Annotated in this window: 30 protein-coding genes; 26 read left to right on the top strand and 4 right to left on the bottom strand. The window is 70.7% G+C overall.

What is annotated here, in order from left to right:
* Positions 1 to 53 precede the first annotated feature (53 nt).
* The 16 genes from rpsH (at position 54) to QT381_RS00395 (ending at position 10,448) form a co-directional block, all read left to right on the top strand.
* The gene (gene rpsH, locus QT381_RS00470) at positions 54 to 452 is read left to right on the top strand and encodes a 30S ribosomal protein S8 (protein ID WP_289246617.1); all 399 of its coding nucleotides are present in this window, start codon (positions 54 to 56) and stop codon (positions 450 to 452) included.
* 6 nt (positions 453 to 458) lie between these two features.
* The gene (rplF, locus tag QT381_RS00465; RefSeq protein WP_289246616.1) at positions 459 to 995 is read left to right on the top strand and encodes a 50S ribosomal protein L6; all 537 of its coding nucleotides are present in this window, start codon (positions 459 to 461) and stop codon (positions 993 to 995) included.
* A gap of 2 nt (positions 996 to 997) precedes the next feature.
* On the top strand, positions 998 to 1,369 hold the full coding sequence (gene rplR, locus QT381_RS00460) for a 50S ribosomal protein L18 (protein WP_289246615.1): 372 nt from the start codon (positions 998 to 1,000) through the stop codon (positions 1,367 to 1,369).
* A gap of 38 nt (positions 1,370 to 1,407) precedes the next feature.
* Positions 1,408 to 2,073 (top strand): 30S ribosomal protein S5, encoded by a 666-nt coding sequence (gene rpsE / locus QT381_RS00455; RefSeq protein WP_289246614.1) that lies wholly within the window; start codon positions 1,408 to 1,410, stop codon positions 2,071 to 2,073.
* Entirely contained in the window at positions 2,073 to 2,258 is a 186-nt protein-coding gene (gene rpmD, locus QT381_RS00450; protein WP_289246613.1) for a 50S ribosomal protein L30, read from the top strand. Before rpsE ends, rpmD begins: the two co-directional genes overlap by 1 nt.
* Complete coding sequence (rplO, locus tag QT381_RS00445; RefSeq protein WP_289246611.1) at positions 2,258 to 2,938, top strand: 50S ribosomal protein L15; 681 nt, start codon at positions 2,258 to 2,260, stop codon at positions 2,936 to 2,938. Before rpmD ends, rplO begins: the two co-directional genes overlap by 1 nt.
* A gap of 151 nt (positions 2,939 to 3,089) precedes the next feature.
* On the top strand, positions 3,090 to 4,415 hold the full coding sequence (gene secY / locus QT381_RS00440) for a preprotein translocase subunit SecY (RefSeq protein WP_289246610.1): 1,326 nt from the start codon (positions 3,090 to 3,092) through the stop codon (positions 4,413 to 4,415).
* Positions 4,412 to 5,011, top strand: coding sequence for an adenylate kinase (locus QT381_RS00435; RefSeq protein WP_289246609.1), 600 nt, complete (start codon positions 4,412 to 4,414; stop codon positions 5,009 to 5,011). The genes secY and QT381_RS00435 overlap by 4 nt, the downstream gene beginning before the upstream one ends.
* A 26-nt stretch (positions 5,012 to 5,037) precedes the next feature.
* Positions 5,038 to 5,871 carry a type I methionyl aminopeptidase gene (gene map / locus QT381_RS00430; RefSeq protein WP_502877404.1) on the top strand — a complete coding sequence of 278 codons (834 nt, stop codon included), beginning with the start codon at positions 5,038 to 5,040 and terminating at the stop codon, positions 5,869 to 5,871.
* Between the two features lie 187 nt (positions 5,872 to 6,058).
* Positions 6,059 to 6,280 carry a translation initiation factor IF-1 gene (gene infA, locus QT381_RS00425; protein ID WP_289246607.1) on the top strand — a complete coding sequence of 74 codons (222 nt, stop codon included), beginning with the start codon at positions 6,059 to 6,061 and terminating at the stop codon, positions 6,278 to 6,280.
* Between the two features lie 60 nt (positions 6,281 to 6,340).
* Positions 6,341 to 6,457 (top strand): 50S ribosomal protein L36, encoded by a 117-nt coding sequence (gene rpmJ / locus QT381_RS00420; RefSeq protein ID WP_289246606.1) that lies wholly within the window; start codon positions 6,341 to 6,343, stop codon positions 6,455 to 6,457.
* A gap of 240 nt (positions 6,458 to 6,697) precedes the next feature.
* A complete protein-coding gene (gene rpsM / locus QT381_RS00415) occupies positions 6,698 to 7,078 on the top strand; it encodes a 30S ribosomal protein S13 (protein WP_289246604.1) in 381 nt (126 codons plus the stop codon).
* Between the two features lie 32 nt (positions 7,079 to 7,110).
* The gene (gene rpsK, locus QT381_RS00410; RefSeq protein ID WP_289246602.1) at positions 7,111 to 7,512 is read left to right on the top strand and encodes a 30S ribosomal protein S11; all 402 of its coding nucleotides are present in this window, start codon (positions 7,111 to 7,113) and stop codon (positions 7,510 to 7,512) included.
* A 208-nt stretch (positions 7,513 to 7,720) separates the two neighbouring features.
* Entirely contained in the window at positions 7,721 to 8,710 is a 990-nt protein-coding gene (locus tag QT381_RS00405) for a DNA-directed RNA polymerase subunit alpha (protein ID WP_289246601.1), read from the top strand.
* A gap of 52 nt (positions 8,711 to 8,762) precedes the next feature.
* Positions 8,763 to 9,317: a 50S ribosomal protein L17 gene (gene rplQ, locus QT381_RS00400; RefSeq protein WP_289246600.1), complete on the top strand. Its 555-nt coding sequence runs from the start codon at positions 8,763 to 8,765 to the stop codon at positions 9,315 to 9,317.
* A gap of 177 nt (positions 9,318 to 9,494) precedes the next feature.
* Complete coding sequence (locus QT381_RS00395) at positions 9,495 to 10,448, top strand: cytochrome b/b6 domain-containing protein (protein WP_289246598.1); 954 nt, start codon at positions 9,495 to 9,497, stop codon at positions 10,446 to 10,448.
* A gap of 7 nt (positions 10,449 to 10,455) precedes the next feature.
* Here QT381_RS00395 and QT381_RS00390 read toward each other — a convergent pair whose 3' ends face one another.
* Positions 10,456 to 12,360 (bottom strand): acyltransferase family protein, encoded by a 1,905-nt coding sequence (locus QT381_RS00390; RefSeq protein ID WP_289246597.1) that lies wholly within the window; start codon positions 12,358 to 12,360, stop codon positions 10,456 to 10,458.
* A 128-nt stretch (positions 12,361 to 12,488) separates the two neighbouring features.
* On the opposite strand from QT381_RS00390, the gene QT381_RS00385 reads away from it, so the two are divergent.
* From QT381_RS00385 to truA, 3 genes are read left to right on the top strand one after another with little or no spacing between them, the layout of a single operon-like run.
* On the top strand, positions 12,489 to 12,719 hold the full coding sequence (locus tag QT381_RS00385; protein ID WP_289246596.1) for an AbrB/MazE/SpoVT family DNA-binding domain-containing protein: 231 nt from the start codon (positions 12,489 to 12,491) through the stop codon (positions 12,717 to 12,719).
* Positions 12,703 to 13,128, top strand: coding sequence for a type II toxin-antitoxin system VapC family toxin (locus QT381_RS00380; RefSeq protein ID WP_289246595.1), 426 nt, complete (start codon positions 12,703 to 12,705; stop codon positions 13,126 to 13,128). Before QT381_RS00385 ends, QT381_RS00380 begins: the two co-directional genes overlap by 17 nt.
* Positions 13,121 to 14,029 (top strand): tRNA pseudouridine(38-40) synthase TruA, encoded by a 909-nt coding sequence (gene truA, locus QT381_RS00375; protein WP_289246594.1) that lies wholly within the window; start codon positions 13,121 to 13,123, stop codon positions 14,027 to 14,029. The genes QT381_RS00380 and truA overlap by 8 nt, the downstream gene beginning before the upstream one ends.
* Here truA and QT381_RS00370 read toward each other — a convergent pair.
* Both QT381_RS00370 and QT381_RS00365 read right to left on the bottom strand, forming a co-directional pair.
* Complete coding sequence (locus tag QT381_RS00370; protein WP_289246593.1) at positions 14,021 to 14,353, bottom strand: type II toxin-antitoxin system PemK/MazF family toxin; 333 nt, start codon at positions 14,351 to 14,353, stop codon at positions 14,021 to 14,023. The genes truA and QT381_RS00370 overlap by 9 nt on opposite strands.
* Positions 14,325 to 14,558, bottom strand: a complete 234-nt coding sequence (locus QT381_RS00365) for a hypothetical protein (protein ID WP_289246592.1) — start codon at positions 14,556 to 14,558, stop codon at positions 14,325 to 14,327. Before QT381_RS00365 ends, QT381_RS00370 begins: the two co-directional genes overlap by 29 nt.
* Positions 14,559 to 15,083: 525 nt before the next feature.
* On the opposite strand from QT381_RS00365, the gene QT381_RS00360 reads away from it, so the two are divergent.
* From QT381_RS00360 to QT381_RS00335, 6 genes are all read left to right on the top strand, one after another.
* The gene (locus QT381_RS00360) at positions 15,084 to 16,496 is read left to right on the top strand and encodes a hypothetical protein (RefSeq protein WP_289246590.1); all 1,413 of its coding nucleotides are present in this window, start codon (positions 15,084 to 15,086) and stop codon (positions 16,494 to 16,496) included.
* A 197-nt stretch (positions 16,497 to 16,693) separates the two neighbouring features.
* A complete protein-coding gene (gene rplM, locus QT381_RS00355; RefSeq protein ID WP_289246589.1) occupies positions 16,694 to 17,140 on the top strand; it encodes a 50S ribosomal protein L13 in 447 nt (148 codons plus the stop codon).
* A 27-nt stretch (positions 17,141 to 17,167) separates the two neighbouring features.
* Positions 17,168 to 17,653: a 30S ribosomal protein S9 gene (rpsI, locus tag QT381_RS00350; protein ID WP_289246587.1), complete on the top strand. Its 486-nt coding sequence runs from the start codon at positions 17,168 to 17,170 to the stop codon at positions 17,651 to 17,653.
* 20 nt (positions 17,654 to 17,673) lie between these two features.
* Entirely contained in the window at positions 17,674 to 19,035 is a 1,362-nt protein-coding gene (glmM, locus tag QT381_RS00345; protein ID WP_289246585.1) for a phosphoglucosamine mutase, read from the top strand.
* A 942-nt stretch (positions 19,036 to 19,977) separates the two neighbouring features.
* Positions 19,978 to 21,543 carry a CHAP domain-containing protein gene (locus tag QT381_RS00340; protein WP_289246584.1) on the top strand — a complete coding sequence of 522 codons (1,566 nt, stop codon included), beginning with the start codon at positions 19,978 to 19,980 and terminating at the stop codon, positions 21,541 to 21,543.
* A complete protein-coding gene (locus tag QT381_RS00335; RefSeq protein ID WP_289246583.1) occupies positions 21,525 to 23,087 on the top strand; it encodes a CHAP domain-containing protein in 1,563 nt (520 codons plus the stop codon). Before QT381_RS00340 ends, QT381_RS00335 begins: the two co-directional genes overlap by 19 nt.
* 17 nt (positions 23,088 to 23,104) lie before the next feature.
* On the opposite strand, the gene coaA is transcribed toward QT381_RS00335, so the two are convergent.
* On the bottom strand, positions 23,105 to 24,043 hold the full coding sequence (gene coaA / locus QT381_RS00330) for a type I pantothenate kinase (protein ID WP_289246582.1): 939 nt from the start codon (positions 24,041 to 24,043) through the stop codon (positions 23,105 to 23,107).
* Between the two features lie 154 nt (positions 24,044 to 24,197).
* Here coaA and glmS point away from each other — a divergent pair, with 154 nt between their 5' ends.
* Positions 24,198 to 26,048, top strand: coding sequence for a glutamine--fructose-6-phosphate transaminase (isomerizing) (gene glmS, locus QT381_RS00325; RefSeq protein ID WP_289246581.1), 1,851 nt, complete (start codon positions 24,198 to 24,200; stop codon positions 26,046 to 26,048).
* Positions 26,049 to 26,071 lie beyond the last annotated feature (23 nt).

The following is a 26,071-nucleotide window of genomic DNA, read 5'->3' as shown; positions in this document are numbered from 1 at the left end:
CTCTTGAGGAGCTGGGGGATGCCGAAACCGGCCGAGAAAAGGAATCAACCGTCATGACCATGACAGACCCGGTCGCGGACCTGCTCACGCGCGTTCGCAACGCCAACTCGGCGTACCACGACACCGTGTCGCTGCCCTCGAGCAAGCTCAAGACGCACATCGCCGACATCCTCAAGGCGGAGGGCTACATCTCCGACTGGAAGATCGAGGATGCCCGCGTCGGCCAGACGCTCACGATCTCGCTGAAGTACGGCCCGAACCGCGAGCGGTCGATCGCCGGCCTCAAGCGCGTGTCGAAGCCCGGCCTGCGCGTGTACGCGAAGTCGACCGAGATCCCGCACGTGCTCGGCGGACTCGGCGTCGCCATCCTGTCCACCTCCTCGGGGCTCCTCACGGACCGCCAGGCGACTCAGAAGGGCGTGGGTGGGGAAGTCCTCGCCTACGTGTGGTGATCAGTCATGTCTCGAATCGGTAGGCTCCCGATCGACATCCCCGCGGGTGTCGACGTGAAGATCGACGGCTCCGCCGTCACCGTCACGGGCCCGAAGGGCGAGCTCTCGCTCGTCGTCGCCAGCCCCATCGAGGTGAAGCTCGACGAGGGCCAGGTGCTCGTGACCCGCCCGGACGACGAGCGCGCCTCGCGCTCGCTGCACGGCCTCACGCGCACCCTCATCGCCAACGACATCGTCGGCGTCACCCAGGGCTACACCAAGGGGCTCGAGGTCGTCGGCACGGGTTACCGCGTCGCCGCCAAGGGCACCGCGCTCGAGTTCGCGCTCGGCTACTCGCACCCGATCACCGTCGAGGCGCCCGAGGGCATCTCGTTCACGGTCGAGGGCAACAACAAGGTCACCGTCAACGGCATCTCGAAGCAGGCCGTCGGCGAGGTGGCCGCCAACATCCGCAAGCTGCGCAAGCCCGAGCCGTACAAGGGCAAGGGCGTGCGCTACGCGGGAGAGAACGTCCGCCGCAAGGCCGGAAAGAGTGGTAAGTGATCATGGCTCTGGGTACACGAGGCAAGAGCAAGCAGGCCGCCAAGGCCCGCCGTCACGCCCGTCTGCGCAAGAAGATCGTCGGCACCGAGTCGCGTCCGCGTCTCGTCGTCACGAGAAGCGCGCGCCACGTCTTCGTGCAGGTCGTCGACGACTCGAAGGGTCACACCGTCGCGTCGGCGTCGACCCTCGAGGCGGACCTCCGCGAGTTCGACGGTGACAAGACCGCGAAGGCGCACCGTGTCGGCGAGCTCGTCGCCGAGCGCGCCAGGAGCGCGGGCATCGAGGCCGTGGTCTTCGACCGCGGCGGAAGCAAGTACGCGGGCCGCGTCGCCGCTGTGGCGGACGGCGCCCGCGAGGGAGGACTGGCACTGTGAGCGACACTGCGTCATCCAACGTGAACAAGGAGACCCCGGTGGCCGAGGCAACCGCGACGACGACGGATGCGCCGGCGACGGACACCACGAGCGAGCCCCGCGAGGCGCGCCGTGGCAGCCGCGAGCGCAACCCCAACCGCGACCGCAACAACCGTGACGGCGAGAAGAGCCAGTTCCTGGAGCGCGTCGTCACGATCAACCGCGTGTCGAAGGTCGTGAAGGGCGGTCGTCGCTTCAGCTTCACCGCGCTCGTGATCGTCGGCGACGGCAACGGACTCGTGGGCGTCGGCTACGGCAAGGCCCGCGAGGTGCCGACGGCGATCTCGAAGGGCGTCGAGGAGGCGAAGAAGAACTTCTTCCGCGTCCCCCGCGTCGGCGTCACCATCCCGCACCCCGTGCAGGGTGAGGCCGCGGCCGGCGTCGTGCTGCTGCGTCCGGCATCCGCCGGTACCGGTGTCATCGCCGGTGGTCCGGTGCGCGCCGTGCTCGAGTGCGCCGGCATCCACGACGTGCTGAGCAAGTCGCTCGGCTCGTCGAACACGATCAACATCGTCCACGCGACGGTGGAGGCGCTCAAGCAGCTCGAGGAGCCGAGCGCCGTCGCCGCCCGCCGTGGTCTGGACCTGGACCAGGTCGCCCCGGCCCGCCTCCTGCGTGCGCAGGCCGAGGCGCGCGCGGCCGCGACCGAGAAGGCAGGTGTCTGATGGCCGCCCGGCTGAAGGTGACCCAGATCAAGTCGAAGATCAGTGAGAAGCAGAACCAGCGCGACACGCTGCGCAGCCTCGGGCTCAAGCGCATCGGCGACGTGGTGGTTCGCGAGGACGACAAGCAGACCCGTGGCTACGTGCGCACGGTCGCCCACCTCGTGAAGGTCGAGGAGATTGACTGATGTCTGACGAGAAGAACACCGAAGCGGTCGAGGCCGCTCCGAAGAAGGCGCCGGCCGCCAAGAAGGCCGCTGCGCCCAAGGCCGCTGCGCCCAAGGCTGCCGCGCCCAAGGCTGCCGCGCCGAAGGCAGACAAGCCCGCGGCGGATGCTGCCGCCACGGCTCCGGCTGCGAAGGCTCCGGCCGCGAAGGCGTCCGCTGCCAAGGCTCCGGCCGCGAAGAAGTCCGAGGACGTCGTCGCGCGTCCCGGCGTGCTCAAGGTGCACCACCTGCGCCCGGCCGCCGGCGCGAAGAAGGACCGCACGCGCGTCGGCCGCGGTGAGGGCTCGAAGGGCAAGACCGCCGGTCGCGGCACCAAGGGCACCAAGGCGCGCTACTCGGTTCGTCCCGGGTTCGAGGGCGGCAACATCAACTTCGTGATGCGCGCCCCGAAGCTCCGCGGCTTCAAGAACCCGTTCCGGGTCGAGTACCAGGTCGTGAACCTGGACCGCCTCGCCGAGCTCTACCCGCAGGGCGGGGACGTCACGGTGAGCGACCTCGTCGCGAAGGGCGCCGTGCGCAAGAACGAGAAGGTCAAGGTGCTCGGCACCGGCGACATCTCGGTCAAGCTGACCGTCGCGGTCGACAAGGTCTCCGGCTCCGCGGAGCAGAAGATCGTCGCCGCGGGCGGATCGGTAAAGTAACAACGGCGCGCTCACGCGCGCTGCCGACCTCGCCGGTCGGCGATAGAGCGTAGACGAGCGGAGTCCCGGGAGATCCGGGCTCCGCTCGACTCGCGCAGAACCACTCTGCGCCGCAGTGGCCCTGCGCTCGCCCAACAGCACTGGAGGACTCGTGTTCAGAGCCGTCGCGCGGATCTTCCGCACGCCCGACCTTCGTCGCAAGCTCGGGTTCACGCTCGGAATCGTGGCCCTGTTCCGTCTCGGATCGTTCATCCCCGCGCCGTTCGTAGACTTCCAGAACGTGCAGCAGTGCCTCTCGGACAACGCGAACGCATCCGGGCTCTACGAGCTCGTCAACCTGTTCAGCGGCGGCGCGCTGCTGCAGCTGAGCGTGTTCGCGCTGGGCATCATGCCCTACATCACGTCGTCGATCATCGTGCAGCTGCTGCGCGTGGTCATCCCGCACTTCGACACCCTCTACAAGGAGGGCCAGGCGGGCCAGGCCAAGCTCACGCAGTACACGCGGTACCTGACGATCGCGCTCGGCGTGCTCCAGTCCACGACGCTCATCACGGTCGCGCGCTCGGGCAACCTGTTCCCGTCGTCCACCGGCAGCACCGCGTGCTCCTCGCTCATCACCGACGAGTCCTGGTACGCGATCGTGCTCATGGTCATCACCATGACGGCCGGCACCGGCCTCATCATGTGGATGGGCGAGCTCATCACCGAGCGCGGCATCGGCAACGGCATGTCGCTGCTCATCTTCACGTCGATCGCTGCGCAGTTCCCCGGCTCGCTCTGGTCGATCAAGTCGGCCCGGGGCTGGGAGACGTTCTTCCTCGTCATCATCGTCGGCATCGTGATCGTCGGCCTCGTGGTGTTCGTCGAGCAGTCGCAGCGCCGCATCCCCGTGCAGTACGCGAAGCGGATGGTGGGCCGCCGCACGTTCGGCGGCAACAACACCTACATCCCGATCAAGGTGAACATGGCCGGCGTCGTGCCCGTCATCTTCGCGTCGTCGCTGCTGTACCTGCCCGCGCTCATCGCTCAGTTCAACCAGCCGCCGGCCGGCCAGGCGCCCGCGGCCTGGGTGACGTGGATCAACGACACGCTCACCAAGGGCGACCACCCGCTCTACATGATCATCTACTTCATCCTCATCGTCGGGTTCACCTACTTCTACGTGGCGATCACCTTCAACCCGGAGGAGGTCGCGGACAACATGAAGAAGTACGGCGGCTTCATCCCGGGCATCCGCGCGGGACGCCCGACGGCGGAGTACCTCGACTACGTGCTCACCCGCGTCACGCTGCCCGGCTCGATCTACCTCGGCCTGATCGCGCTCGTGCCGCTCGTCGCGCTCTCGCTCGTCAACGCGAACCAGAACTTCCCGTTCGGCGGCGCCTCGATCCTCATCATCGTCGGCGTCGGCCTCGAGACCGTGAAGCAGATCGACTCGCAGCTGCAGCAGCGGCACTACGAGGGGCTGCTGCGATGACCCTGGCTCAGCGCGGCGCCCGCCTGCTCATCGTCGGCCCGCCCGGGTCGGGCAAGGGCACCCAGTCGGTGCGCATCAGCGAGCACTACGGCGTTCCGGCGATCGCGACCGGCGACATCTTCCGCGAGAACGTGCGCAACGAGACCGAGCTGGGCCTCAAGGTCAAGGCGATCATGGATGCCGGCGACTTCGTGCCGAACGAGCTCACGAACGAGCTCGTGGCCGACCGGCTCGCGCAGCCCGACGTCGAGCACGGCTTCCTGCTCGACGGCTACCCGCGCACGATCGGACAGCTCGAGTTCCTCGACGAGCGCCTCGCCGTCGACGGCTTCGGGCTCGACGCCGTGATCGAGCTCGTGGTCGACGAGGACGAGGTCGTGCAGCGGCTGCTCAGGCGCGCGCACGAGCAGGGCCGCACCGACGACACCGAGGACACCATCCGTCATCGCCAGCAGCTGTACGCGAAGGAGACGGCGCCGCTCATCGCGACCTACGCGAAGCGCGGCATCGTCGCGCGCGTCGACGCGTTCGGCTCCGTGGCGGCCGTGAGCGAGCGGATCGCCGAGGCCCTCGAGGCCCGCGGCGTCGCCGCCTGATCCGGTCCGGCCGAGCAGCCGTCGTGATCGGACGCCGTCCGCGCATCTACAAGTCGCCCGCCGAGCTCGCGGCGATGATCGAGCCGGGACTCGTGACGGCCGCCTCGCTCGCGGCGGTGCGGGACGCCATCCGGCCCGGGGTCACGACGCTCGAGCTGGATGCCGTGGCCGAACGGGTGATCCGCGCGGCGGGCGGGACGCCGAACTTCTCGAAGGAGCCCGGTTACCGGCACACCATCTGCGCGTCGGTCAACGACGCGGTCGTGCACGGCGTGCCGGGCGATCGGGTGATCGAGCCGGGCGACATCGTCTCGATCGACAGCGGCGCCGAGGTCGGCGGCTGGAACGGCGACGCCGCCCTCACGGTCGTCGTGCCCGACCCGTCGCGGCCCGCGCTCGTCGCCGCCCGGCGGCGGCTCTCCGACGCGTGCGAGCGGGCGCTGTGGACCGGCATCGCCGCGCTCGCGAGCGCGACGACCCTCAACGAGATCGGCGGGCCGATCGAGGACGCCATCGCGGGCGCCGGCGAGTTCGGCGTCATCGAGGACTACATCGGCCACGGCATCGGCCGCGCGATGCACGAGGAGCCGCCGGTGTTCAACTACCGCGTGCGCGGCGCCGGTCCCGCGGTGCGGCCCGGCCTCGTCGTCGCGATCGAGCCGATGGTCGTCACCGGCTCGAACGAGACCCACGTGGCGTCCGACGACTGGACGGTGCTCACCGACGACGGCGGCGACGCCGCGCACTGGGAGCACTCGGTCGCCGTGCACGACGGCGGGATCTGGGTGCTCACGGCTCCCGACGGCGGCGCTGCCGGGCTCGCGCCGTTCGGCATCGTGCCGTCGCGGATCGCCGTATAGCACCCGGCTGGCGAAACGCCCGGGATTCACGTAAGATCGACCTTTGGTGTTTCGGGCCTGGTCGAGCCGTGCCTGGACGCCGGCGGATCCGTCCGCCGGCACCACCGTCATCCACCGCAGACCAGCGGGCACACACCTGTAACACGGGGCGTCTGCGCATGCAGCGCACCGGCGAACGATTGAGGATATGGCCAAGAAAGACGGAGTCATCGAGATCGAGGGATCGGTGATCGAGGCGCTGCCGAACGCGATGTTCCGCGTCGAGCTCACCAACGGACACAAGGTCCTCGCCCACATCTCGGGCAAGATGCGGCAGAACTACATCCGCATCCTTCCGGAGGACCGCGTGGTCGTGGAGCTCTCGCCCTACGACCTGACCCGTGGCCGCATCGTCTACCGCTACAAGTGAGCCCCGCTGAGAAGTAACGCTCCCGGCAACGGGCGCGAAGACAGCGAACAAGGAACAGCAATGAAGGTCAACCCCAGCGTCAAGCCCATCTGCGACAAGTGCCGCGTCATCCGCCGCAACGGTCGCGTCATGGTGATCTGCTCGTCGAACCCGCGTCACAAGCAGCGCCAGGGTTGAACCAAAGGGTGAGGCTTGCGAAGCAAGGCTCACCCGAAGGTTCAAGGTCGAGGAGCGCCGCGAGCGAAGCGAGCGCCGCGTCACGAGACCTGCGCAACAACTCAATAGAGCAACAACTCAATAGATAAGAACGGCGACAGGATCCGGCACCGCGCGAGCGGATGCCGGTGACACCCGGGGCGGGAGGCCCCGGCACCGTCGCCGTCCAGACCTCCCACACCACCCCCAGGAGAAGCCACCATGGCGAGACTCGCAGGAGTCGACATTCCGCGTGAGAAGCGCGTCGAGGTCGCACTGACCTACATCTACGGCGTCGGGCGCACGCGTGCGCTCGAGACGCTCGCGGCCACCGGCATCAGCGGTGACATCCGCGTCAAGGACCTCACGGACGACCAGCTGCTCGCGCTGCGCGACCACATCGAGGGTCAGTACAAGGTCGAGGGCGACCTGCGCCGCGAGGTCGCCGCCGACATCCGCCGCAAGGTCGAGATCGGCAGCTACCAGGGCATCCGTCACCGCCGTGGCCTGCCCGTGCACGGTCAGCGCACCAAGACGAACGCGCGCACCCGCAAGGGCCCGAAGCGCACCGTCGCCGGCAAGAAGAAGGCCGGCCGCAAGTAAGCGCGCCGTCACAGGTTTAGGAGAGATCGAACATGGCAGCACCGAAGGCCTCCGCCGCGCGCAAGCCGCGCCGCAAGGAGAAGAAGAACATCGCCGTGGGCCAGGCCCACATCAAGTCGACGTTCAACAACACGATCGTCTCGATCACCGACCCGTCGGGTGCGGTGGTCAGCTGGGCCTCGTCCGGAGCCGTCGGCTTCAAGGGCTCCCGCAAGTCGACCCCGTTCGCCGCGCAGCTCGCGGCCGAGTCCGCTGCGCGCCAGGCGCAGGAGCACGGCATGAAGAAGGTCGACGTCTTCGTCAAGGGCCCGGGCTCGGGTCGCGAGACCGCGATCCGCTCGCTCCAGGCCGCGGGCCTCGAGGTCGGCAGCATCAACGACGTGACGCCGCAGGCGCACAACGGATGCCGTCCCCCGAAGCGTCGCCGCGTCTGAGCTTTCCGGCGGGAGGGCACGCTTGCGACTTCGTCGCCGGCGCACCCTCCCGCAGCGGCCCGCCGCACACTCGGGCCACTCTCATCGCGCAGTCACAACTCAATACTTCCGGCCGGCCCGCCACCGGCTGATCTCCCAGTGCTTGTCTAACCCAGCGCTCGTCTAACAGAGTCCTCATATAGCGGAGGCTCTGCGAAAGGAACCCACCGTGCTCATCGCACAGCGCCCCACCCTGGCAGAAGAGACCATCTCCGAGTTCCGCTCGCGGTTCGTCATCGAGCCGCTCGAGCCGGGCTTCGGCTACACGCTCGGCAACTCGCTTCGCCGCACCCTGCTGTCGTCCATCCCGGGCGCGGCGGTCACGAGCATCCGCATCGACGGCATCCAGCACGAGTTCTCCACGATCCCCGGGGTCAAGGAGGACGTCGTCGAGGTCATCCTGAACATCAAGGGCCTCGTCGTCTCGAGCGAGCACGACGAGCCCATCACCGCCTACCTGCGCAAGCAGGGCGCCGGTCAGGTCACCGCCGCGGACATCTCGGCCCCCGCGGGCGTCGAGATCCACAACCCGGAGCTCGTCATCGCGACGCTCAACGACAAGGCCAAGTTCGAGCTCGAGCTCACCATCGAGCGCGGCCGCGGCTACGTCTCCGCGACGCAGAACCGCAGCGAGTTCAGCGAGTCGGGCCAGATCCCGGTCGACTCGATCTACTCGCCCGTGCTCAAGGTCACCTACCGCGTCGAGGCGACGCGTGCCGGTGAGCGCACCGACTTCGACCGCCTGGTCGTCGACGTCGAGACGAAGCCGGCGATCAGCCCGCGCGACGCGATCGCGTCGGCCGGCCGCACGCTCGTCGAGCTGTTCGGCCTCGCCCGTGAGCTCAACACCGCGGCCGAGGGCATCGAGATCGGTCCGGCGCCCGTCGACGCCGTGCTCTCGAACGAGCTGAGCATGCCGATCGAGGACCTCGACCTCAGCGTGCGCAGCTACAACTGCCTCAAGCGCGAGGGCATCAACACGGTGTCGGAGCTCGTCGCCCTCTCGGAGACGCAGCTCATGAACATCCGCAACTTCGGTCAGAAGTCGGTCGACGAGGTCAAGGACAAGCTCGTCGAGATGGGACTCTCGCTGAAGGACTCGGTGCCCGGCTTCGACGGCGCCCACTTCTACGGCGGCTACGACGACGACGAGGCCTGATCCGGCGGCACTCGCCTAGCCGGACCGACTTTCACCACCTGGAGATACGACAATGCCCACCCCCACCAAGGGACCCCGCCTCGGAGGCGGCCCCGCGCACGAGCGTCTTCTGCTCGCCAACCTCGCCGCAGCGCTCTTCACGCACAAGAGCATCAAGACGACCGAGACGAAGGCCAAGCGCCTGCGTCCCGTCGCCGAGCGCCTCATCACGTTCGCGAAGCGCGGTGACCTGCACTCGCGTCGCCGCGTGCTCGCGGTCATCGGCGACAAGAGCGTCGTGCACGAGCTGTTCACCGAGATCGCCCCGCTCGTCGCGGAGCGCGAGGGCGGCTACACGCGCATCACGAAGCTCGGCTTCCGCAAGGGCGACAACGCCCCCATGGTGCAGATCGAGCTCGTGCTCGAGCCCGTGACCCCGAAGGCGAAGAAGGCGAAGCCCGCCGCGACGCCGGCCGCGCCGGTCGCCGAGGAGGCGCCCGCGGAGGACGCCGCCGAGATCGCCGAGGACGCCCCCGTCGAGGACGCGACCGTCGTCGAGGACGCGCCCGTCGTCGAGGAGGCCGCCGAGGACGCGACCGAGGCCCCCGCGGAGGACGAGGCGAAGTAACGCCTCCGCGCTGCCACAGCGAGCACCACGATCGAGGCCCGGCGGGTTCACCCGCCGGGCCTCGTCGCATCCCGGGACCTCGGACCCGGTCGCCGCGGCCGCGCGATCTGCCAGGATGGTGGCCGCGGCATCCGCTCACCCGATCCCGGGCGGGCCGCATCGCACGATGGAGAACGCATGACGACCGCCGCCCGCGGCCCGGCCGGAAAGGGCGATCGCCCGTTCCTGCAGCGCCGCTGGGGCCGCCTGATCTGGCTGGTTCCCGCGCTCATCGTCGTGGCCGCGCTCGTCGTGCTGCTCGCCCACTGGCTGCGGGCGCAGCCGGCGGTCGCCGACTTCCTCACGACCTATCCCGGTCACAGCGAGCTGCCCGACGACGCGCCCGTGGGCTTCCCCGCGTGGCTGCGCTGGCAGCACTTCCTCAACGCGTTCTTCCTCGTGGCTCTCGTGCGCACCGGCCTCACGCTGCGCGCCAGGCAGCGCCCGAGGATGTTCTGGCAGCGCGACAACACCCGCTTCGTCCGCACACGGGCGGCCCCGCGCCGGATGTCGATCCACCTCTGGCTGCACCTCACCGTCGACGCGCTCTGGATCGCGAACGGCGTCGTGTACGTCGTGCTGCTGTTCGCGACCGGTCAGTGGGTGCGCATCGTGCCCACGAGCTGGGACATCGTGCCGAACGCGATCTCGGCGGGCCTGCAGTACGCCTCGCTCGACTGGCCGACCGAGAACGGCTGGGCGAACTACAACGCGCTGCAGCTGCTCAGCTACGCTCTCACGGTGTTCGTCGCGGCGCCGCTCGCCTTCGTCACCGGGCTGCGGATGTCATCCGCCTGGTCCGAGCGCTGGACGCGCGCGAGCCGCGCGTTCCCGGAGCCGCTCGCACGCGCCGTGCACTTCCCCGTGATGGTCTACTTCGTCGGCTTCACGATCGTGCACGTCACCCTCGTGCTCGCGACGGGCGCGCTGCGCAACCTCGGCCACATGTACTGGGGAACCGACGAGGTGTCGTGGGCGGGGTTCGCCGTGTTCGCGGTCTCGATCGCCGTGCTCGTGGCGACGTGGACGCTCGTGAAGCCGGCGGTCGTGAAGCCGATCGCACGCCTGTGGGGAACGGTCACCGAGCGCTGAGGCCCGGTCAGCCGCCCGCCTCGAGCTCCGTGAGCGCCGCGCGCACGGCCCGCAGGTAGACCGTGCCGCCCCTCGGCCCGCCCGGATGGATCCGGTCCGGGCCGAGGTACGACAGCTTGCCGTGGATGGCCCCGTGCCAGTCGGCGACGACGACGCCCGGACGCGCGGCGGCGTACTTCCGGAGCGTCGCGTTGACGCCCTTGACCCACGAGCGCGGAGCCTGCGTGTTCACGAGCACGGCGCGCGCGCCCGGGCCCGCCGCCGCGATCATCGCGTCGAGGTCCGCGGCCCTCACGACGCCGTTCGTGCCGAGACCGATGAGCAGCACGGAGCGCAGCTCACCGCGCGCCCGCAGCTTCTCGGCGATCGTCGGCCCCTTCGCCGCCTGCCGTGCCACGGACGCGTGGATCGAGATGCCGGGCAGTCCCGCCTCGAGCGTGGGGGCGACCGCGAGCATCACCGAGTCGCCGATGGCCGTGATCTGGTCGCCGGTGATCGGCCCGGATGCCGCCTGCAGCGGCGCGGCCGTCGCCTCGTCCGTCGCGGCCTGGCCCGGTGCGAGCGCCCCCGGTGCGGGTGCGCCGCCGTCCCGCGAGTCGGAGCCGTGCGTCGCGATCGCCGCCTGGCCCGCCGCGATCGCCGCCTCCGTCGAGGTGCGCGCGGGTGCCGTCAGCAGGCCGAGGCACGCCATCGTGGCGAGGGCGAACACGACGACGGATGCCGTGATCGCGGCACCGCGACCGCCGCGCGAGCCGCGGGCGGCATCCGCCCACGCGCTCGCCGTGGCGCGCAGGCCGCGCTCGCGGATCGGCACCTCGAGCCAGCGGTAGGAGATCGCCGCCGCGGCGACCGCGATGAGCGTCACGCCGACGGCGAGCACGATCCGGCCCTGCGGGTCGAAGTCGAACGCCGGCACCCACGCGAGGGCGAGCACGAGCACGGGCCAGTGCCAGACGTAGATGCCGTACGAGCGCTCGCCGATCCAGCGCAGCGGCGCGAGGTCGAGCACGCGGCCGAGCGGGGCGCCCGGCACGGCGACGGAGACGACGAACGCGGTCGCGAGCACGGCGACCCCGACGAGGCCGCCGCGGTACACGACCGGGCCGTCGGTGGGCAGCATCCGCGCGAGCAGCACGAGCGCGAGCAGCGCGACGCCGCCCGCGATCGCGACGCCGCGCCGAAGGCGGGCGCCCCATCCGCCGGCGGGTCGCGCGTCGAGCGCGAAGGCCGCTGCGGCGCCGAGGGCGAGGCCGAACGCGTGCGTGTCGCTGCCGTAGTAGACGCGGGAGCCGTCCGCGCCGAGCAGCGAGAGCAGCAGCATCGCGCCCGCGGATGCCGCGGCGACGCCGAGGCTCAGGCCGACGCGCAGCCGGCGCGAGCGCACCAGGCAGAGCCCGAGCACGGCGATCGGCCAGAGCGCGTAGAACTGCTCCTCGACGGCGAGCGACCACAGGTTGCGGAACAGCTCCGGGCTGGCGTCGTCGAAATAGTCGCCGCCGCGCAGCACGTCGAGCCAGTTGTAGCTGAACGTCGCGGCGCCGAGCACCTGCCGCCAGAGGTCGACGAGCACGTCGCCGCCGACCAGGAACGCCGCCGCGGAGCAGGCCAGCACCGCCGCCGTGAGCGCGGGCAGCAGCCGGCGCGCGCGCCGCTGCCAGAACCGGCGCAGGCGGATGCCGCCCGACCGGTCGCGCTCGCGCAGCAGCAGTCCGGTGATGAGGAACCCGCTGAGCACGAAGAACACGTCGACGCCGATGTAGCCGCCGTCCAGTGCACCGGGCAGCAGGTGGAACACGAGCACGGCGATGACCGCGAGCGCGCGGATGCCGTCGAGGCCCGGGATGCGGGTGCGACCCGTCGCGGGCGGGGTCGTGGCGGCGACGGGGCGGGGGATCTCGGCGGTGATCGTCATCAGGGAGGGGGCCGGTGGGAGGCGGCAGGTCCAGCGTAGGCGGCGCGGCCGATGGACGGAACGTCGCGGCGAACCGCGCGCGGAGCTCATGACCAGCCCGCTGCCAGTGCGGATGGTAATCTCCTGCCATGCGCACCACCATCGACAAGGCCGGCCGGATCGTCGTGCCGAAGTCGCTGCGCGACGAGCTCGGCCTGACCGAGGGGCCGGTCGAGATCGTGGTGGCGAACGCCGAACTGCGCGTCGTGCCGCTCGCGAGCGACGAGCTCGTCGAGCGCGACGGTCTGCTGACCCTTCCGCCGGGCGGCTACGTCGACGACGAGCAGGTCAGGAAGCTCCGCCTTGGCGACCAGAGGTAGCACGGCCGACCTGCTCGTCGACACGAGCGTCGCGATCGCCCTCGTGCAGCCCGACCATCCGGGCCACGAGGCCACGTTCGCGCGGGTGTCCGGCGCGGCGATCGGTCTCGCCGGCCACGCGATGCACGAGACCTACTCCGTGCTCACCCGGCTGCCGAGGCCGCAGCGGCTGAGTCCCGCGGCGGCGCAGCGGCTGATCGCCACCGACTTCCCGCGGAGCCGACAGCTCAGCGCGAAGGGCGCGAGCGCACTGCTCGCCGAGCTGGTCCGGGTCGGCATCGCGGGCGGAGGCGTCTACGACGCCCTGGTCGGGGCCACGGCGCGCGAGCACGACGCCCTGCTGCTGAGCCGCGACCGTCGCGCGGCGGAGACCTACCGGGCGCTCGGCGTGAGGTTCGAGCTTGTCTGAGCGCCGCGGCTCTGCGCTGCCCCTGTCGGAGACCCGCATCTCGGGCACGCGCATCCGTCTCGACATTGCCTACGACGGCACCGCGTTCGCGGGCTGGGGACGGCAGCCGGCGCTGCGCACCGTGCAGGGCGTGCTCGAGGAGACCCTCGCCACGATCGTCCGCCGGCACGGCGAGCCGCCGCGGCTGACGGTCGCGGGGCGAACGGATGCCGGCGTGCACGCCACCGGCCAGGTCGCGCACCTCGACCTCACCGCAGCCCAGCTCGCGAGCCTCAAGGAGGACGGGCCGGCGGCGCTCGTGCGCCGCGTCAACGGCATCCTCGGGCTCGACAGCGACGTCGTCGTGCGCGGCGCCCGGGTCGCGCCCGAGGGCTTCGACGCGCGGTTCTCCGCGGTGTGGCGCCGGTACGAGTACCGGGTCGCGGATACCGCGGCGCCGCGCGATCCGCTCTCCCGCGCGTTCGTCGTCACCCACCCCGTGCTGCTCGATGTCGACGCGATGGCGGCGGCGGCATCCGAGCTCGTCGGACTGCACGACTGGGCGGCGTTCTGCCGGCCACGCGAGGGCTCGACGACGATCCGCACCCTGCAGGAGTTCGCCTGGCGGCGCGAGCCCGGCACCGGCGTGCTCGTGGCCACGGTGCGCGCCGACGCGTTCTGCCACAGCATGGTGCGCGCGCTCGTCGGCGCGAGCATCGCGGTCGGCGCTGCGCGGCTCGGCGGCGACGACGTGCGGGCGCTCCGCGACGCCCGGGAGCGCACGAGCGCGTTCATCGTCGCGCCCGCGAAGGGCCTCACGCTCGTCGAGGTCGGCTACCCGCCAGACGGCGAGCTCGCCGCCCGCGCGCTGCAGACCCGCGCGATGCGCGAGCCGGTGACGCCGCGGCATCCGTCAGACTGAGAGCACGAGGCGCAGCGCCGCCTCGACAGCGCGAAGTTCGTCGACGCTCAGATGCCCGACCTGCTCGCCCAGTCGACCTGGGTCGACGGCGGAGGTCTGCTCTACGAGCACTCGGGTCGGGGTTCCGTTGAGGTCGATGGACGGGCGGAAGCTTGCGGGTCTCGCCGACGTCGACGTGGGCGCGACCAGCCACGTCGAGAGCGGGTGCAGGTCGTCGGACTGCACGACGACGGCATATCGGGCGCCGCGCTGCTCGTGCCCGGTCGTGCCGCGGGGTGCGCGCAACCAGAGCACGTCACCACGCACGAAGCGTCTCCAGGTCACGCAGCACCTGTGCGGCCTCGGCGCGGTCGTGCGGATCCGCCGCCAGCGCTTCTGCTTCGGCGCGAAGCCTAGCCTTGCCGTGTCGGGCGGCAGCCTCGATCAGGGCACTGCGAACGGCGGTCGATGTCGGAGTGCCGTCGGCGGTGAGCTCTTGCAGCGCGAGGCGCGCGTCTTCATCGGGGCGGAAGGTGATCGTGGCTGTCATCAACCAAGTGTCGCACAATTCGTAAGACGGACCGCGATGGCGAATGCGCGAGGCAATCTGCCTCGATCACGACATGGCGGACAACGGCCGATGCCAGAGTGGAACGATCGGTGCATGCGATTCGCGCGCTGCCCGAGTTGCGCACATGACGACCAAACCCTGCCCCAGGGGAATTCGACCGACTCATGTCGCCGCTCATGGCCGTGAGGCTCGCCGCCGCCGCTCGGCAGGCGCGCGAGATGAACACTTCCTGGCGCGCTCTCGGCGAGATGATCGGCACCAGCGGCGAAGCCGTCCGACCGCGATACGGGCTCGTCGATCGCTGAGCCGGAGATGCGCTCACGGGAGCGTGCGCGCGGATGACGGTGGCCCTCACTTCAGTTGCGCCCTGGGTGGGGGACACCACTATGACCAGCACTCTAAAGCGGGGACGCGCCGCACCTGCGTGTACTGATCGAATGAGGGCCAATCCACGGAAGGTCTGTCATGTTTGCATCCCGGTCACGCATCCCGACCTTCACCCGGGTGGGATTCAGCCTGCTCATGGCGGGGCTACTTGTGGTCGGCGGTGTTGTGCCGACAGCGGACGCGAAAACCCGGAAAATTGCCACCTCTACATCGGCGTCAGTCACCCGTTCGGTCACGGCCGGAGGGTCAGCGATCGTTGCGGCCCGGGTGAAGCTCAAGCCCGGCAACAGGGCGCTCAAGCGTGTTCGCGTCGTTGTGCAGATGCGTCCGGTCGAGTCCACGGCCTGGATCACGATCGCGCGCGTGCGCACCGACAAACGAGGCAAAGCCTCGTTCAAGACCCAGCCCCTTTCCGCCAACGTCGACACGAGGGTTCTCTACAAGGGGAGCGCGAAGTACCGATCGAGTTCGTCGACCGTGCGCCGTATCGTGGTGGCGCAGGGGCTCCGAATCACCGGGACGTCGGCGTCCGCGCTCAACGCGGGCGACCCCGTGCTTGTGAGCGGGACCGCCACCGCGCCCCTGGTGGGCTCACCGCTCGAACTCCAGGTGCGATTCGGGTCGAGCGAACTTGCGCGTGCAGCGAAGAGTTGGGCGACGATCTCGACGGGGCTCGTTGGAGGGGACGGGTCCTTCGCGATAAGCGCCGCACCAATGGCCGTCGGCACGGCCGAGTTCCGAGCCGTGTTCCGCGGATCGAAGAGTCTCAGTGCCGCCGAGAGCAATTCCGCGCTCGTCGCCCTTTCGCTGTCCGACGCGGTCGCCATCACCTCCAGCGCGGTTGGGATAGTGATGGTGGGTCAGACCGTGACCTTCACCGGCACCGCGAGCCCGGCCCGCGCCGGCACGGAGGCGGGGCTCTACTACCAGAAGGACGGATCCACGACGTGGACGTCCGCGGCACCCGCGACAACCTTCGATGCCACTGGCCACGCGACGGTCACGATCGCGATGCCGAGCGCCGGAGTGCGCAACTACAGCTTCCGCATCACCTCGGGAACGTCATCGACGAAGGTGTACTCGGCGCTTGTGCAGGTCGCGACGTATTCCTGGTTCTCCCTCGACAGCGCGCTCGCGGCGACCGGCACATCCGGTTCACTGAGCGCGAAGTCCGGGCTGGTTTCAGGCTCGCAGATGTCGGGCCGCGGGTACACCACCATTCGATCCGACACCGTGCGGGGCAGCTTGTGGCGCCTGGGCGGACGCTGCGTGAGCTTTCAGGCGGCGCGCGCGGTGCTCGACGGCGGCGACGAGTTGCAGAACATCGGGTTCACGGCGCGACTCGACGCCCAGGACGAGATCGAGTACGACGACCTGTGGCCGGGCGATGCACCGGAGCCGATCACTCTCGACGTGACGGGGGTTTCGGAACTGAGTCTCATCCTGACCCTGCCGGGAAACTATGACCTGTGGCTTCCGACGACGGGAATCTGGGCGAGCCCACAGGTGCTGTGCACGGCGAAGCCGTGATCGCGCGGGTGGCGCCGGGGCATCCGGTGGTCTAGAGTAGCTCGTTGGTGCCTGCGGCCCGTTCGCACGGCAGCACTCGAGAAGAGCCCTCCGACGGCGGGTTCCGGTCAGCATTGTGCAGAGCGCATGGCGTGATCGGAACGCGCGACGGGAGCGGGATTCACGAACTCCTCACTCGACCAGAAAGCAGTACACCTGTGACTCGCACGTTCTCCCCCAAGCCGGCGGACCTGAAGCGCGAGTGGCTCGTGATCGACGCGACGGATGTCGTGCTCGGTCGCCTCGCGAGCCACGTCGCCGCCCTGCTCCGCGGCAAGCACAAGCCGACCTTCGCCCCGCACGTCGACGGCGGCGACTTCGTCATCGTCGTCAACGCCGAGAAGGTGGCCCTCACCGGCCAGAAGCTCCAGAAGAAGCTCGCCTACCGTCACTCGGGCTACCCGGGCGGCCTCTCGGCGACCGGCTACGCCGAGCTGCTCGAGAAGCACCCGACGCGTGCCGTCGAGAAGGCCGTGCGCGGCATGCTGCCGAAGAACTCGCTCGGCCGCGACCAGCTCACCAAGCTCAAGGTCTACGCCGGCCCCGAGCACCCCCACGCTGCGCAGCAGCCCAAGACGTACACCCTCTCCCAGGTCGCTCAGTAAGCGCCGGACAGACTGAAGGACTGAACAGTGGCCCAGATCTCCGACATCGTCGGCGAGACCCCCTCGTCGTACTCCACCGAGACCCCCGCGGGCGCGGCTCCCAGCACGCCCCGCGCGGTGCTCAACGTCTCCGGCAGCGCCGTCGGCCGCCGCAAGGAGGCCATCGCCCGCGCCCGCATCAAGCCCGGCACCGGTGAGTTCACGGTCAACGGCCGCGCGCTCACGGACTACTTCCCGAACAAGCTGCACCAGCAGCTCATCACCGACCCGTTCACCGTGCTCGGCCTCGTCGGCGCCTACGACGTGACGGCGAAGATCACCGGCGGCGGCCCCTCGGGCCAGGCCGGCGCGCTGCGCCTCGCGATCGCGCGCTCGCTCAACGAGGTGGACCGCGAGAACAACCGCCCCGCGCTCAAGAAGGCCGGCTTCCTCACCCGTGACGCTCGCGTCATCGAGCGCAAGAAGGCCGGTCTCAAGAAGGCCCGCAAGGCGTCGCAGTTCTCGAAGCGCTGACGCGCGAGCCGGCATCCGCCATGCCTCGCCTGTTCGGCACGGACGGCGTGCGGGGTCTCGCCAACCAGGACATCACCGTCGAGTTGGCGATGGGCCTCGCCCAGTCCGCCGCGGTCGTGCTCGGCCAGGGGCGCTTCGCCGACGGGCGCCGCGCCTCCGGCCGGCGCCCGCTCGCCGTCGTCGCGCGCGACCCGCGGGTCTCGGGCGAGTTCATCGCGACCGCCGTCATGGCCGGGCTCGCGAGCTCGGGAGTGGACGTCTACGACGCCGGGGTCATCCCGACCCCGGCGTCGGCGTTCCTCATCCAGGACATCCGCGCCGACTTCGGCGTGATGATCTCGGCGTCGCACAACCCGGCGCCGGACAACGGCATCAAGTTCTTCGCCGTGGGCGGCGTCAAGCTGCCCGACATCGTCGAGGACCGCATCGAGGCGGCGCTCGACCAGCCGAAGCTCGCCCCGACGGGGCTCGAGGTCGGCCGCATCCGTCGCTTCGCGGATGCCGAGGACCGCTACGTCGTGCACCTGCTGTCGACCCTGCCGCATCGGCTCGACGGACTGCACGTCGTGCTCGACTGCGCTCACGGCGCGGCGAGCGGCGTGAGCCCCGAGGTGTTCACGGATGCCGGCGCGCTCGTCACCGTCATCGGCGCGGACCCCGACGGCCACAACATCAACGACGGCGTCGGATCGACCCACCTCGACCTGCTGCGCCGCACCGTGCTCGAGCTCGGTGCCGACGTCGGCATCGCCCACGACGGCGACGCCGACCGCTGCCTCGCGATCGACGCGGACGGCAACACCGTCGACGGCGACCGCATCATGGCGATCCTCGCGATCGCGATGAAGGAGCGCGGAGCCCTCGCCGACGACACGCTCGTCGCGACCGTGATGTCGAACCTCGGCCTGCACCGCGCGATGGCCGAGCACGGCATCCGGGTCGTCACGACGGCGGTCGGCGACCGCTACGTGCTCGAGGCGATGGACGAGCACGGCTACTCGCTCGGCGGCGAGCAGTCCGGGCACGTGATCATGAGCGAGTTCGCGACGACCGGCGACGGCATCCTCACCGGCCTGCACCTGGTGTCCGAGATGGCCCGGCAGGGCAGGTCGCTCGCCGAGCTCGCGAGCGTCATGACGGTGTTCCCGCAGGTGATGGTCAACGTGCGCGGCGTCGACCGCGCGGCCCTCGCCGCCGACGCCGAGATCGCGGATGCCGTGGCCGCGGCGACCGCGGAGCTCGGCGACACCGGCCGCGTGCTGCTGCGTCCCTCGGGCACCGAGCCGATGGTGCGCGTCATGGTCGAGGCGGCCGACGAGGCCCGGGCACGGGAGATCGCCGAGCGGCTCGCGGCGCTCGTGGAGGCGCGGCTCTCGGTCTGACGTCGCGGCGGGCCCCTCCCCGTTGGTCGAGGAGTCCGCGAGCGGAGCGGGGCTCCCCGTTGGTCGAGGAGTCCGCGAGCGGATCGGGGCTCCCCGTTGGTCGAGGAGTCCGCGAGCGGAGTGGGGCTCCCCGTTGGTCGAGGAGTCCGCGAGCGCAGCGAGCTGACGTCTCGAGACCACGACGGTTTCGGGGGGTGGGCGGTGGTCTCGAGACGTGTCCTCGCTTCGCTCGGGCACTCCTCGACCAGCGGGGTCGGGCACTCCTCGACCAGCGCGGGGCACTCCTCGATCAGCGTTGGGGGTGGAGTCTTCCCTCGTTGGTCGAGGAGTCCGCGAGCGGAGCGGGGCTCCCCGTTGGTCGAGGAGTCCGCGAGCGGAGCGAGCTGACGTCTCGAGACCACGACGGTTTCGGGTGGCGGGCGGTGGTCTCGAGACGTGTCCTCGCTTCGCTCGGGCACTCCTCGATCAGCGTTGGGGGTGGAGTCTTTCCTCGTTGGTCGAGGAGTCCGCGAGCGCAGCGAGCTGACGTCTCGAGACCACGACGGTTTCGTTGGCGGGGGGTGGTCTCGAGACGTGTCCTCGCTTCGCTCGGGCACTCCTCGACCAGCGGGGTCGGGCACTCCTCGACCGGCGGGGTCGGGCACTCCTCGACCAGCGTTGGGGGTGGAGTCTTCCCTCGTTGGTCGAGGAGTCCGCGAGCGCAGCGGGGCTCCCCGTTGGTCGAGGAGTCCGCGAGCGCAGCGAGCTGACGTCTCGAGACCACGACGGTTTCGGGTGGCGGGCGGTGGTCTCGAGACGTGTCCTCGCTTCGCTCGGGCACTCCTCGACCAGCGGGGTCGGGCACTCCTCGACCAGCGCGGGGCACTCCTCGACCGGCGGGGCGCTCGACTGCCGGGCGATTGTCGCGCATACTCGAACCGTCATCTGTCGGGGAATGAGTCGATGCACCACCAGCTCTCGAAGCGCGCCCTCGCGGCCGCGCTCGCCACGATCGCGCTCGCGGTCGGCACCCTCGTCGCGGGCGCGCCCGCGGCATCCGCTGCCCTCGCGTCGGCGCCGACGAGCGCCGTGCTGTGCCAGGGCTACGCCGGGTGCACGGCGCTCGGCATGACGAACCACGGCTATTCGACGCGCACCGCGGGCTACTGGCGCATGGTCCCCGGGCACAACTGCACGAACTACGCCGCGTTCCTGCTCATCAAGGCGGGCGCGTCGCGCACCCGTCCCTGGACGGGCAACGGCAACGCGAACGCGTGGGGGCACTACCTGCCGAACGACGCGGTCCCCTCGGCCGGCGCGATCGCCTGGTGGGACGCGAACACGAACGGCTCCGGCGCCGCCGGCCACGTCGCCTTCGTCGAGGCGGTGCTCTCGCCGACGACGATCGTCGTCTCCGAGGACAACTACGGCGGCGACTTCTACTGGAAGGTCATCACGGCCGCCGACCCGCACTGGCCGACCGGGTTCATCCACCGCCAGGAGCCGGGCCTCGCCGCCGGCGTGGCCGCCTGGTCGGGACGCTTCGTCGACCAGACGATGTACACGGATGCGACGCTCACGACGCCACTGCCCGAGGGCTACGTCAAGCCCGGAGCGACGGCGTGGGTGAACGTTCGCTACCAGAACCTCGGCTCGGCCGCGTGGGTCGGCACGTCGCTCGGCACGCCGTTCGACCCGGCGCCCCCGATCGCCTCCGGGTGGCCGACCCCCGATCGCGTCGGGCAGCAGCGCGAGGCGAGTGTCGACATCGGCGGGATCGCGTCGTACGTGTTCGCCGTCCAGGCGCCCGCGGGGGTGCCGGACGGCACGACGTCCTCGACGGTCCTGCAGCCGGTGAGCCCGGCATCCGGGTGGATGCCGGGCGGCAAGGCCACTCTCGGGTTCGTCACCGACTCCCGCGACCCGTTCACCGTCGCGCCGCCGCCGACGCTCGCCGGGGCCGCCCGCGAGGGCCAGACCCTCACGGCATCCGTCGGCGCGTGGGCGCCGGTCGTGCCGTCGATCGCGTTCCAGTGGACGCGCGACGGCGTCGCGATCCCCGGCGCGAACACCTGGGCGTACACGCTCACGGCGGCGGATGTCACCCACCGCGTCGCGCTCGCGATCACCGGCAGCGCCGACGGCTACATCCCGGTCACGCAGAGCAGCGCGCCGACCGCGGTCGTGGCCTCCCGGTGGCCCTCGTCGCTCACCGCCGGAGGGCGCACCGTCGTCGGTCAGCAGCTCGTGTCGGCGAACGGGGTGTATCGCGCCGGCGTCACGACGAGCGGCAAGATCGCGGTCGTCAACCGGCTGACCGCGAAGGTCGCCTGGTCGACCAGGAAGATCGGGGCCGTGAAGCTCAAACTGCGCAGCGACGGCAACCTCGTCGCCTACGCCCGAAGCGGCAGGGTGGTCTGGCAGTCGAAGACGAAGAAGTCGAAGGCCGTGCGCCTCGGACTCTCCACGACGGGAAAGCTCGTGCTGTACACGAGCGCCGGCAAGCAGAAATGGAAGACCACGACGTGAGGCGCGCGCTCGTCGCGACGGTCGCGGCCGCCGCGCTCGCCGCATCCGTTCTGCTCGGCGCCGCACCGGCCTATGCCGGGCCGGGCGCGATCCAGTGCCGCGGGTACGCGGCGTGCGAGGCCCAGGGCAAGAGCGCGTACGGCTATCCCGGCGCATCGAGCGTGGAGTACTGGCGCATGGTCTCCGGGCACAACTGCACGAACTACGCCGCGTACCGGCTGATCTCGGCGGGGATGTCGAGCGTGCGCCCGTGGGACGGCAACGGCAACGCGAACGCGTGGGGGCTCTCGAACGCCGACATCACCGACCGCACGCCCACGGTCGGCTCGATCGCCTGGTGGGACGCCGGCCACGACGGCGCCGGCTCCGTCGGGCACGTCTCCGTCGTCGAGCGGGTCGTCTCACCCACCCGCATCGTGGTCTCCGAGGACAACTATCTCGGCGACTTCGCCTACCGCATCGTCGACGCGAGCGCGGGCACCTGGCCGAGCGGCTTCGTGCACCTCAAGGACGCGAGCGTGTCGGCATCGTTCCCGTCCTGGCGGGCGCGGGCGCTCGGGCAGACCGTGTGGGCGGATGCGACCAGGGCGCAGCCGGCATCCGGGTCGTTCGTGAAGCCCGGGTCGACCGAGTGGGTCACCCTGACGTACCTCAACACCGGCGACACGGCGTGGAGCGGACTGCAGCTCAGGGTCAAGGGCGCCGCCTCGGCGGTCGCGGGTCCGGGCTGGCTCGACGGCACGACCCCGGCGGTGCAGAAGCAGCCGTCCGTCATCACGGGCGGCACCGCGACGTTCTCGTTCAGCGTGCAGATCCCCGCGGGGGTGCCGGATGGCACGCAGTACTCGTCGGTGTTCACGCCCGTCGACGCGAGCGGCGCGGCGATCCCCGGCGGCGACGTGCAGCTCCAGTTCACGGCCGACTCCCGGGACCCGTTCGCCGTGCAGCCTCCGCTCGGCATCGCCGGCGCACCGCGGCAGAACTCGATCCTCACCTCGACGACGGGCGCCTGGGCGCCGGTGCAACCGGTCTTCAGCTACCAGTGGACGCGCGACGGCTCGCCGATCGCGAACGCGACCGGTCCCGCGTACCGGCTCACCGGAGCGGATGTCGGCCGCACGGTCGCGCTCACCGCGGTGGCGAGCGCGCCCGGCTACCTGCCCGTGAGCCAGGCCGCGACACTGCCGACGACCGTGCGCAGCATCTCGCCCAACGCGCTCGCGCGCGGCGTCACCATGCGCGGCACGGAGCTCGTGTCGACGAATGGGCAGTACCGTCTCGTCGTCACGAAGACGGGCAAGGCGGCCGTTCTCGACCGCTGGAGCAAGCGGGTCGCCTGGACGACCGCGCGGGTGAAGGCGGTCAAGGTCAAGCTGCGCAGCGACGGCGTGCTCGTCGCCTACGACGCGCGCAACCACGCCGTCTGGAAGACCGCCGGCGCGAAGTCGGGCGCGAACCGCGCGGTCGTCACCAACACCGGCAAGCTCGTGCTCTACTCGGCGACCGACCGCATCAAGTGGAACTCGGCGAAGCACCGCTCGTAGCGCTCAGATCGCAGCGCTCAGATCTTGCGCAGGAGCACGCTCGACACGGCGTGATCGGCGCCCTTGCGCAGCACGAGCGTCGCCCGGGCCCGGGTCGGCAGCACGTTCTGCAGCAGGTTGGGCTCGTTGATCGCGTGCCAGATCGAGCGCGCCCGGGCTCGCGCCTCATCCTCGGTGAGCGACGCGAAGCGGTGGAAGAACGACTTCGGGTTCGCGAACGCGCCGCGCTGCAGCCGCAGGAAGCGGTCCTCGTACCAGCCCGCGATGTCCGTGGTGCGCGCGTCGACGTAGACGGAGAAGTCGAACAGGTCGCTCACCGCGAGCCGCTGGCCGGGGGCGACGGGCTGCAGCACGTTGAGGCCCTCGACGATGAGCACGTCGGGAGAGCGCACGACGACCTCGGCATCCGGCACGATGTCGTAGGCGAGGTGCGAGTAGAACGGCGCGCGCACCTCCGGCACGCCGCTCTTCACCTGTGAGACGAAACGCAGCAGCGCGCGACGATCGTACGACTCCGGGAAGCCCTTGCGATCCATGAGGCCGCGACGCTCGAGCTCCGCGTTCGGGTAGAGGAAGCCGTCGGTCGTCACGAGCTCGACGTGCGGGCTCTCCGGCCAGCGCGACATGAGCTCGCGCAGCAGTCGCGCGATCGTCGACTTGCCGACCGCGACGCTGCCCGCGACGCCGATCACGAACGGCGTCGAGACGGATGCGGTGCCCAGGAAGCGCGTCGTGTCGGCGTGCAGGCGGCGGGCCGCCGAGGCGTAGAGGGTGAGCAGGCGCGAGAGCGGCAGGTAGACCTCGGCGACCTCGCGCAGGTCGAGCAGGTCGCCGATGCCGCGCAGCTGCACGAGCTCGAGCTCGGTGAGCGGCGACTCGGACGCCTGCGCGAGCGCCGCCCAGTCCGCGCGCGGGATCTCCTGGAACGGGGTCGCGTGCGCGACGGTCTCGGGCATCGGCACGAGCCTAGACCCCCGGTCGTGTTCCGTTTCGCGCACTGGAGTTCGTGCACCCGGGCGCACGAACTCCAGTATGCGAAACGGGCACACCGCATCCGGCGACGGAGCGCCCCCGGCCTCGCCCAGGCGCGCGCCCGTACACTCGGATTCCATGTGCGGGATCGTGGGCTACGTCGGCGGCGAGCGGACCCTGGGCGTGCTCATGGGCGGACTCAAGCGGCTCGAGTACCGCGGCTACGACTCCGCGGGCGTCGCCGTGCTCGACCCGGACGGCGCCCTCGGCGTGCGCAAGAAGAGCGGCAAGCTGCAGGTGCTCGCCGACGAGCTCGCGGCGCACCCCATCCGGGACGGCGCGACGGGCATCGGGCACACCCGCTGGGCGACGCACGGCGGCCCGACGGACCGCAACGCGCATCCGCAGCTCGGCGACGACGGCCGGCTCGCGCTCATCCACAACGGCATCATCGAGAACTTCGCCGAGCTCAAGCAGGAGCTGCTGGACCGCGGGGCGGTGTTCACGAGCGACACCGACAGCGAGGTCGCGGCGCTGCTCGTCGGCGAGCAGTACCGCGAGACCGGCGACCTCACCGAGGCGTTGCGCCGCGTCGTCGGCCGGCTGCACGGTGCCTTCACGCTGCTCGTCGTGCACAGCGACGCGCCGGGCGTGGTGGTCGGCGCTCGCCGCAACTCGCCGCTCGTGATCGGCCTCGGGGAGGGCGAGAACTTCCTCGGCTCCGACGTCGCGGCGTTCGTCGAGCACACCCGCCGCGCGGCCGAGATCGGCCAGGACCAGATCGTCACGATCACCGCGGATGCCGTCGTCGTCACCGACTTCGACGGCGTCGTCGTGCCGATGAAGGAGTTCGACATCGCCTGGGACGCCTCGGCGGCCGAGAAGGGCGGCTGGTCGAGCTTCATGGCGAAGGAGATCAGCGAGGAGCCCGAGGCGGTCGCGAAGACCCTCATGGGCCGCGTCGTCGACGGCCGCGTCCTGTTGCCCGAGCTCGACGCCCTCGGCGAGGACGTGCTCGCCGGCATCGACCGGATCACGATCATCGCGTGCGGCACGGCGGCCTACGCGGGGCTCGTCGGCAAGTACGCGATCGAGAAATGGACCCGCGTGCCGGTCGAGGTCGCCCTGAGCCACGAGTTCCGCTACTCCGACCCGATCCTCGACGGGCGCACCCTGGTCGTCTCGATCAGCCAGTCGGGCGAGACGATGGACACGCTCATGGCCGTCAAGTACGCGGGGGAGCAGGGCGCGAAGACCCTGTCGATCTGCAACACGCAGGGCTCGACGATCCCGCGCGAGTCGGACGGCGTGGTCTACACGCACGCCGGCCCCGAGGTGGCGGTCGCGTCGACGAAGGCGTTCGTCGCGCAGATCACGGCGCTCTACCTGTTCGGCCTGCACCTCGCGACCGTGCGGGGCACGCTCGACGACGCGGGCCTGGCCGCCCAGCTCGCCGAGCTGCAGGCGGTGCCCGGCAAGCTCGCGACCGTGCTCGAGAACGGCCCGGAGATCCGCCAGCTGGCGCGCTGGATGACGGACACCCAATCCGTGCTGTTCCTCGGCCGCCACGTCGGCTACCCGATCGCGCTCGAGGGCGCGCTCAAGCTTAAGGAGCTCGCCTACATCCACGCGGAGGGCTTCGCGGCGGGCGAGCTCAAGCACGGGCCGATCGCGCTCATCGAGCCCGGTCAGGTCGTGTTCGTGATCGTGCCGAGCCCCCGCGACGCGGGCGGCCTGCAGAAGAAGGTGCTCAGCAACATCCAGGAGATCAAGGCCCGCGGCGCGCGCGTCATCGCGATCGTCGAGGCCGGGGACGTCTCGGTGCTGCCGTTCGTCGACGAGGCGATCCGCATCCCGCTGGCCGCCCCGCTGTTCGAGCCGCTGCTCGCGGTCGCGCCGCTGCACATCTTCGGCATGGAGCTCGCGGCCGCGAAGGGCCTCGACGTCGACCAGCCGCGCAACCTGGCCAAGTCCGTCACGGTCGAGTAACCCCCCCAGCCCGCGCGCCCCGC

The organism is Galbitalea sp. SE-J8 (assembly GCF_030345695.1).
Lineage (GTDB): Bacteria > Actinomycetota > Actinomycetes > Actinomycetales > Microbacteriaceae > JAUASV01.
Note: the sequence above shows the minus strand (reverse complement) of the source record. Positions and strands in the feature narration are given on the sequence as shown.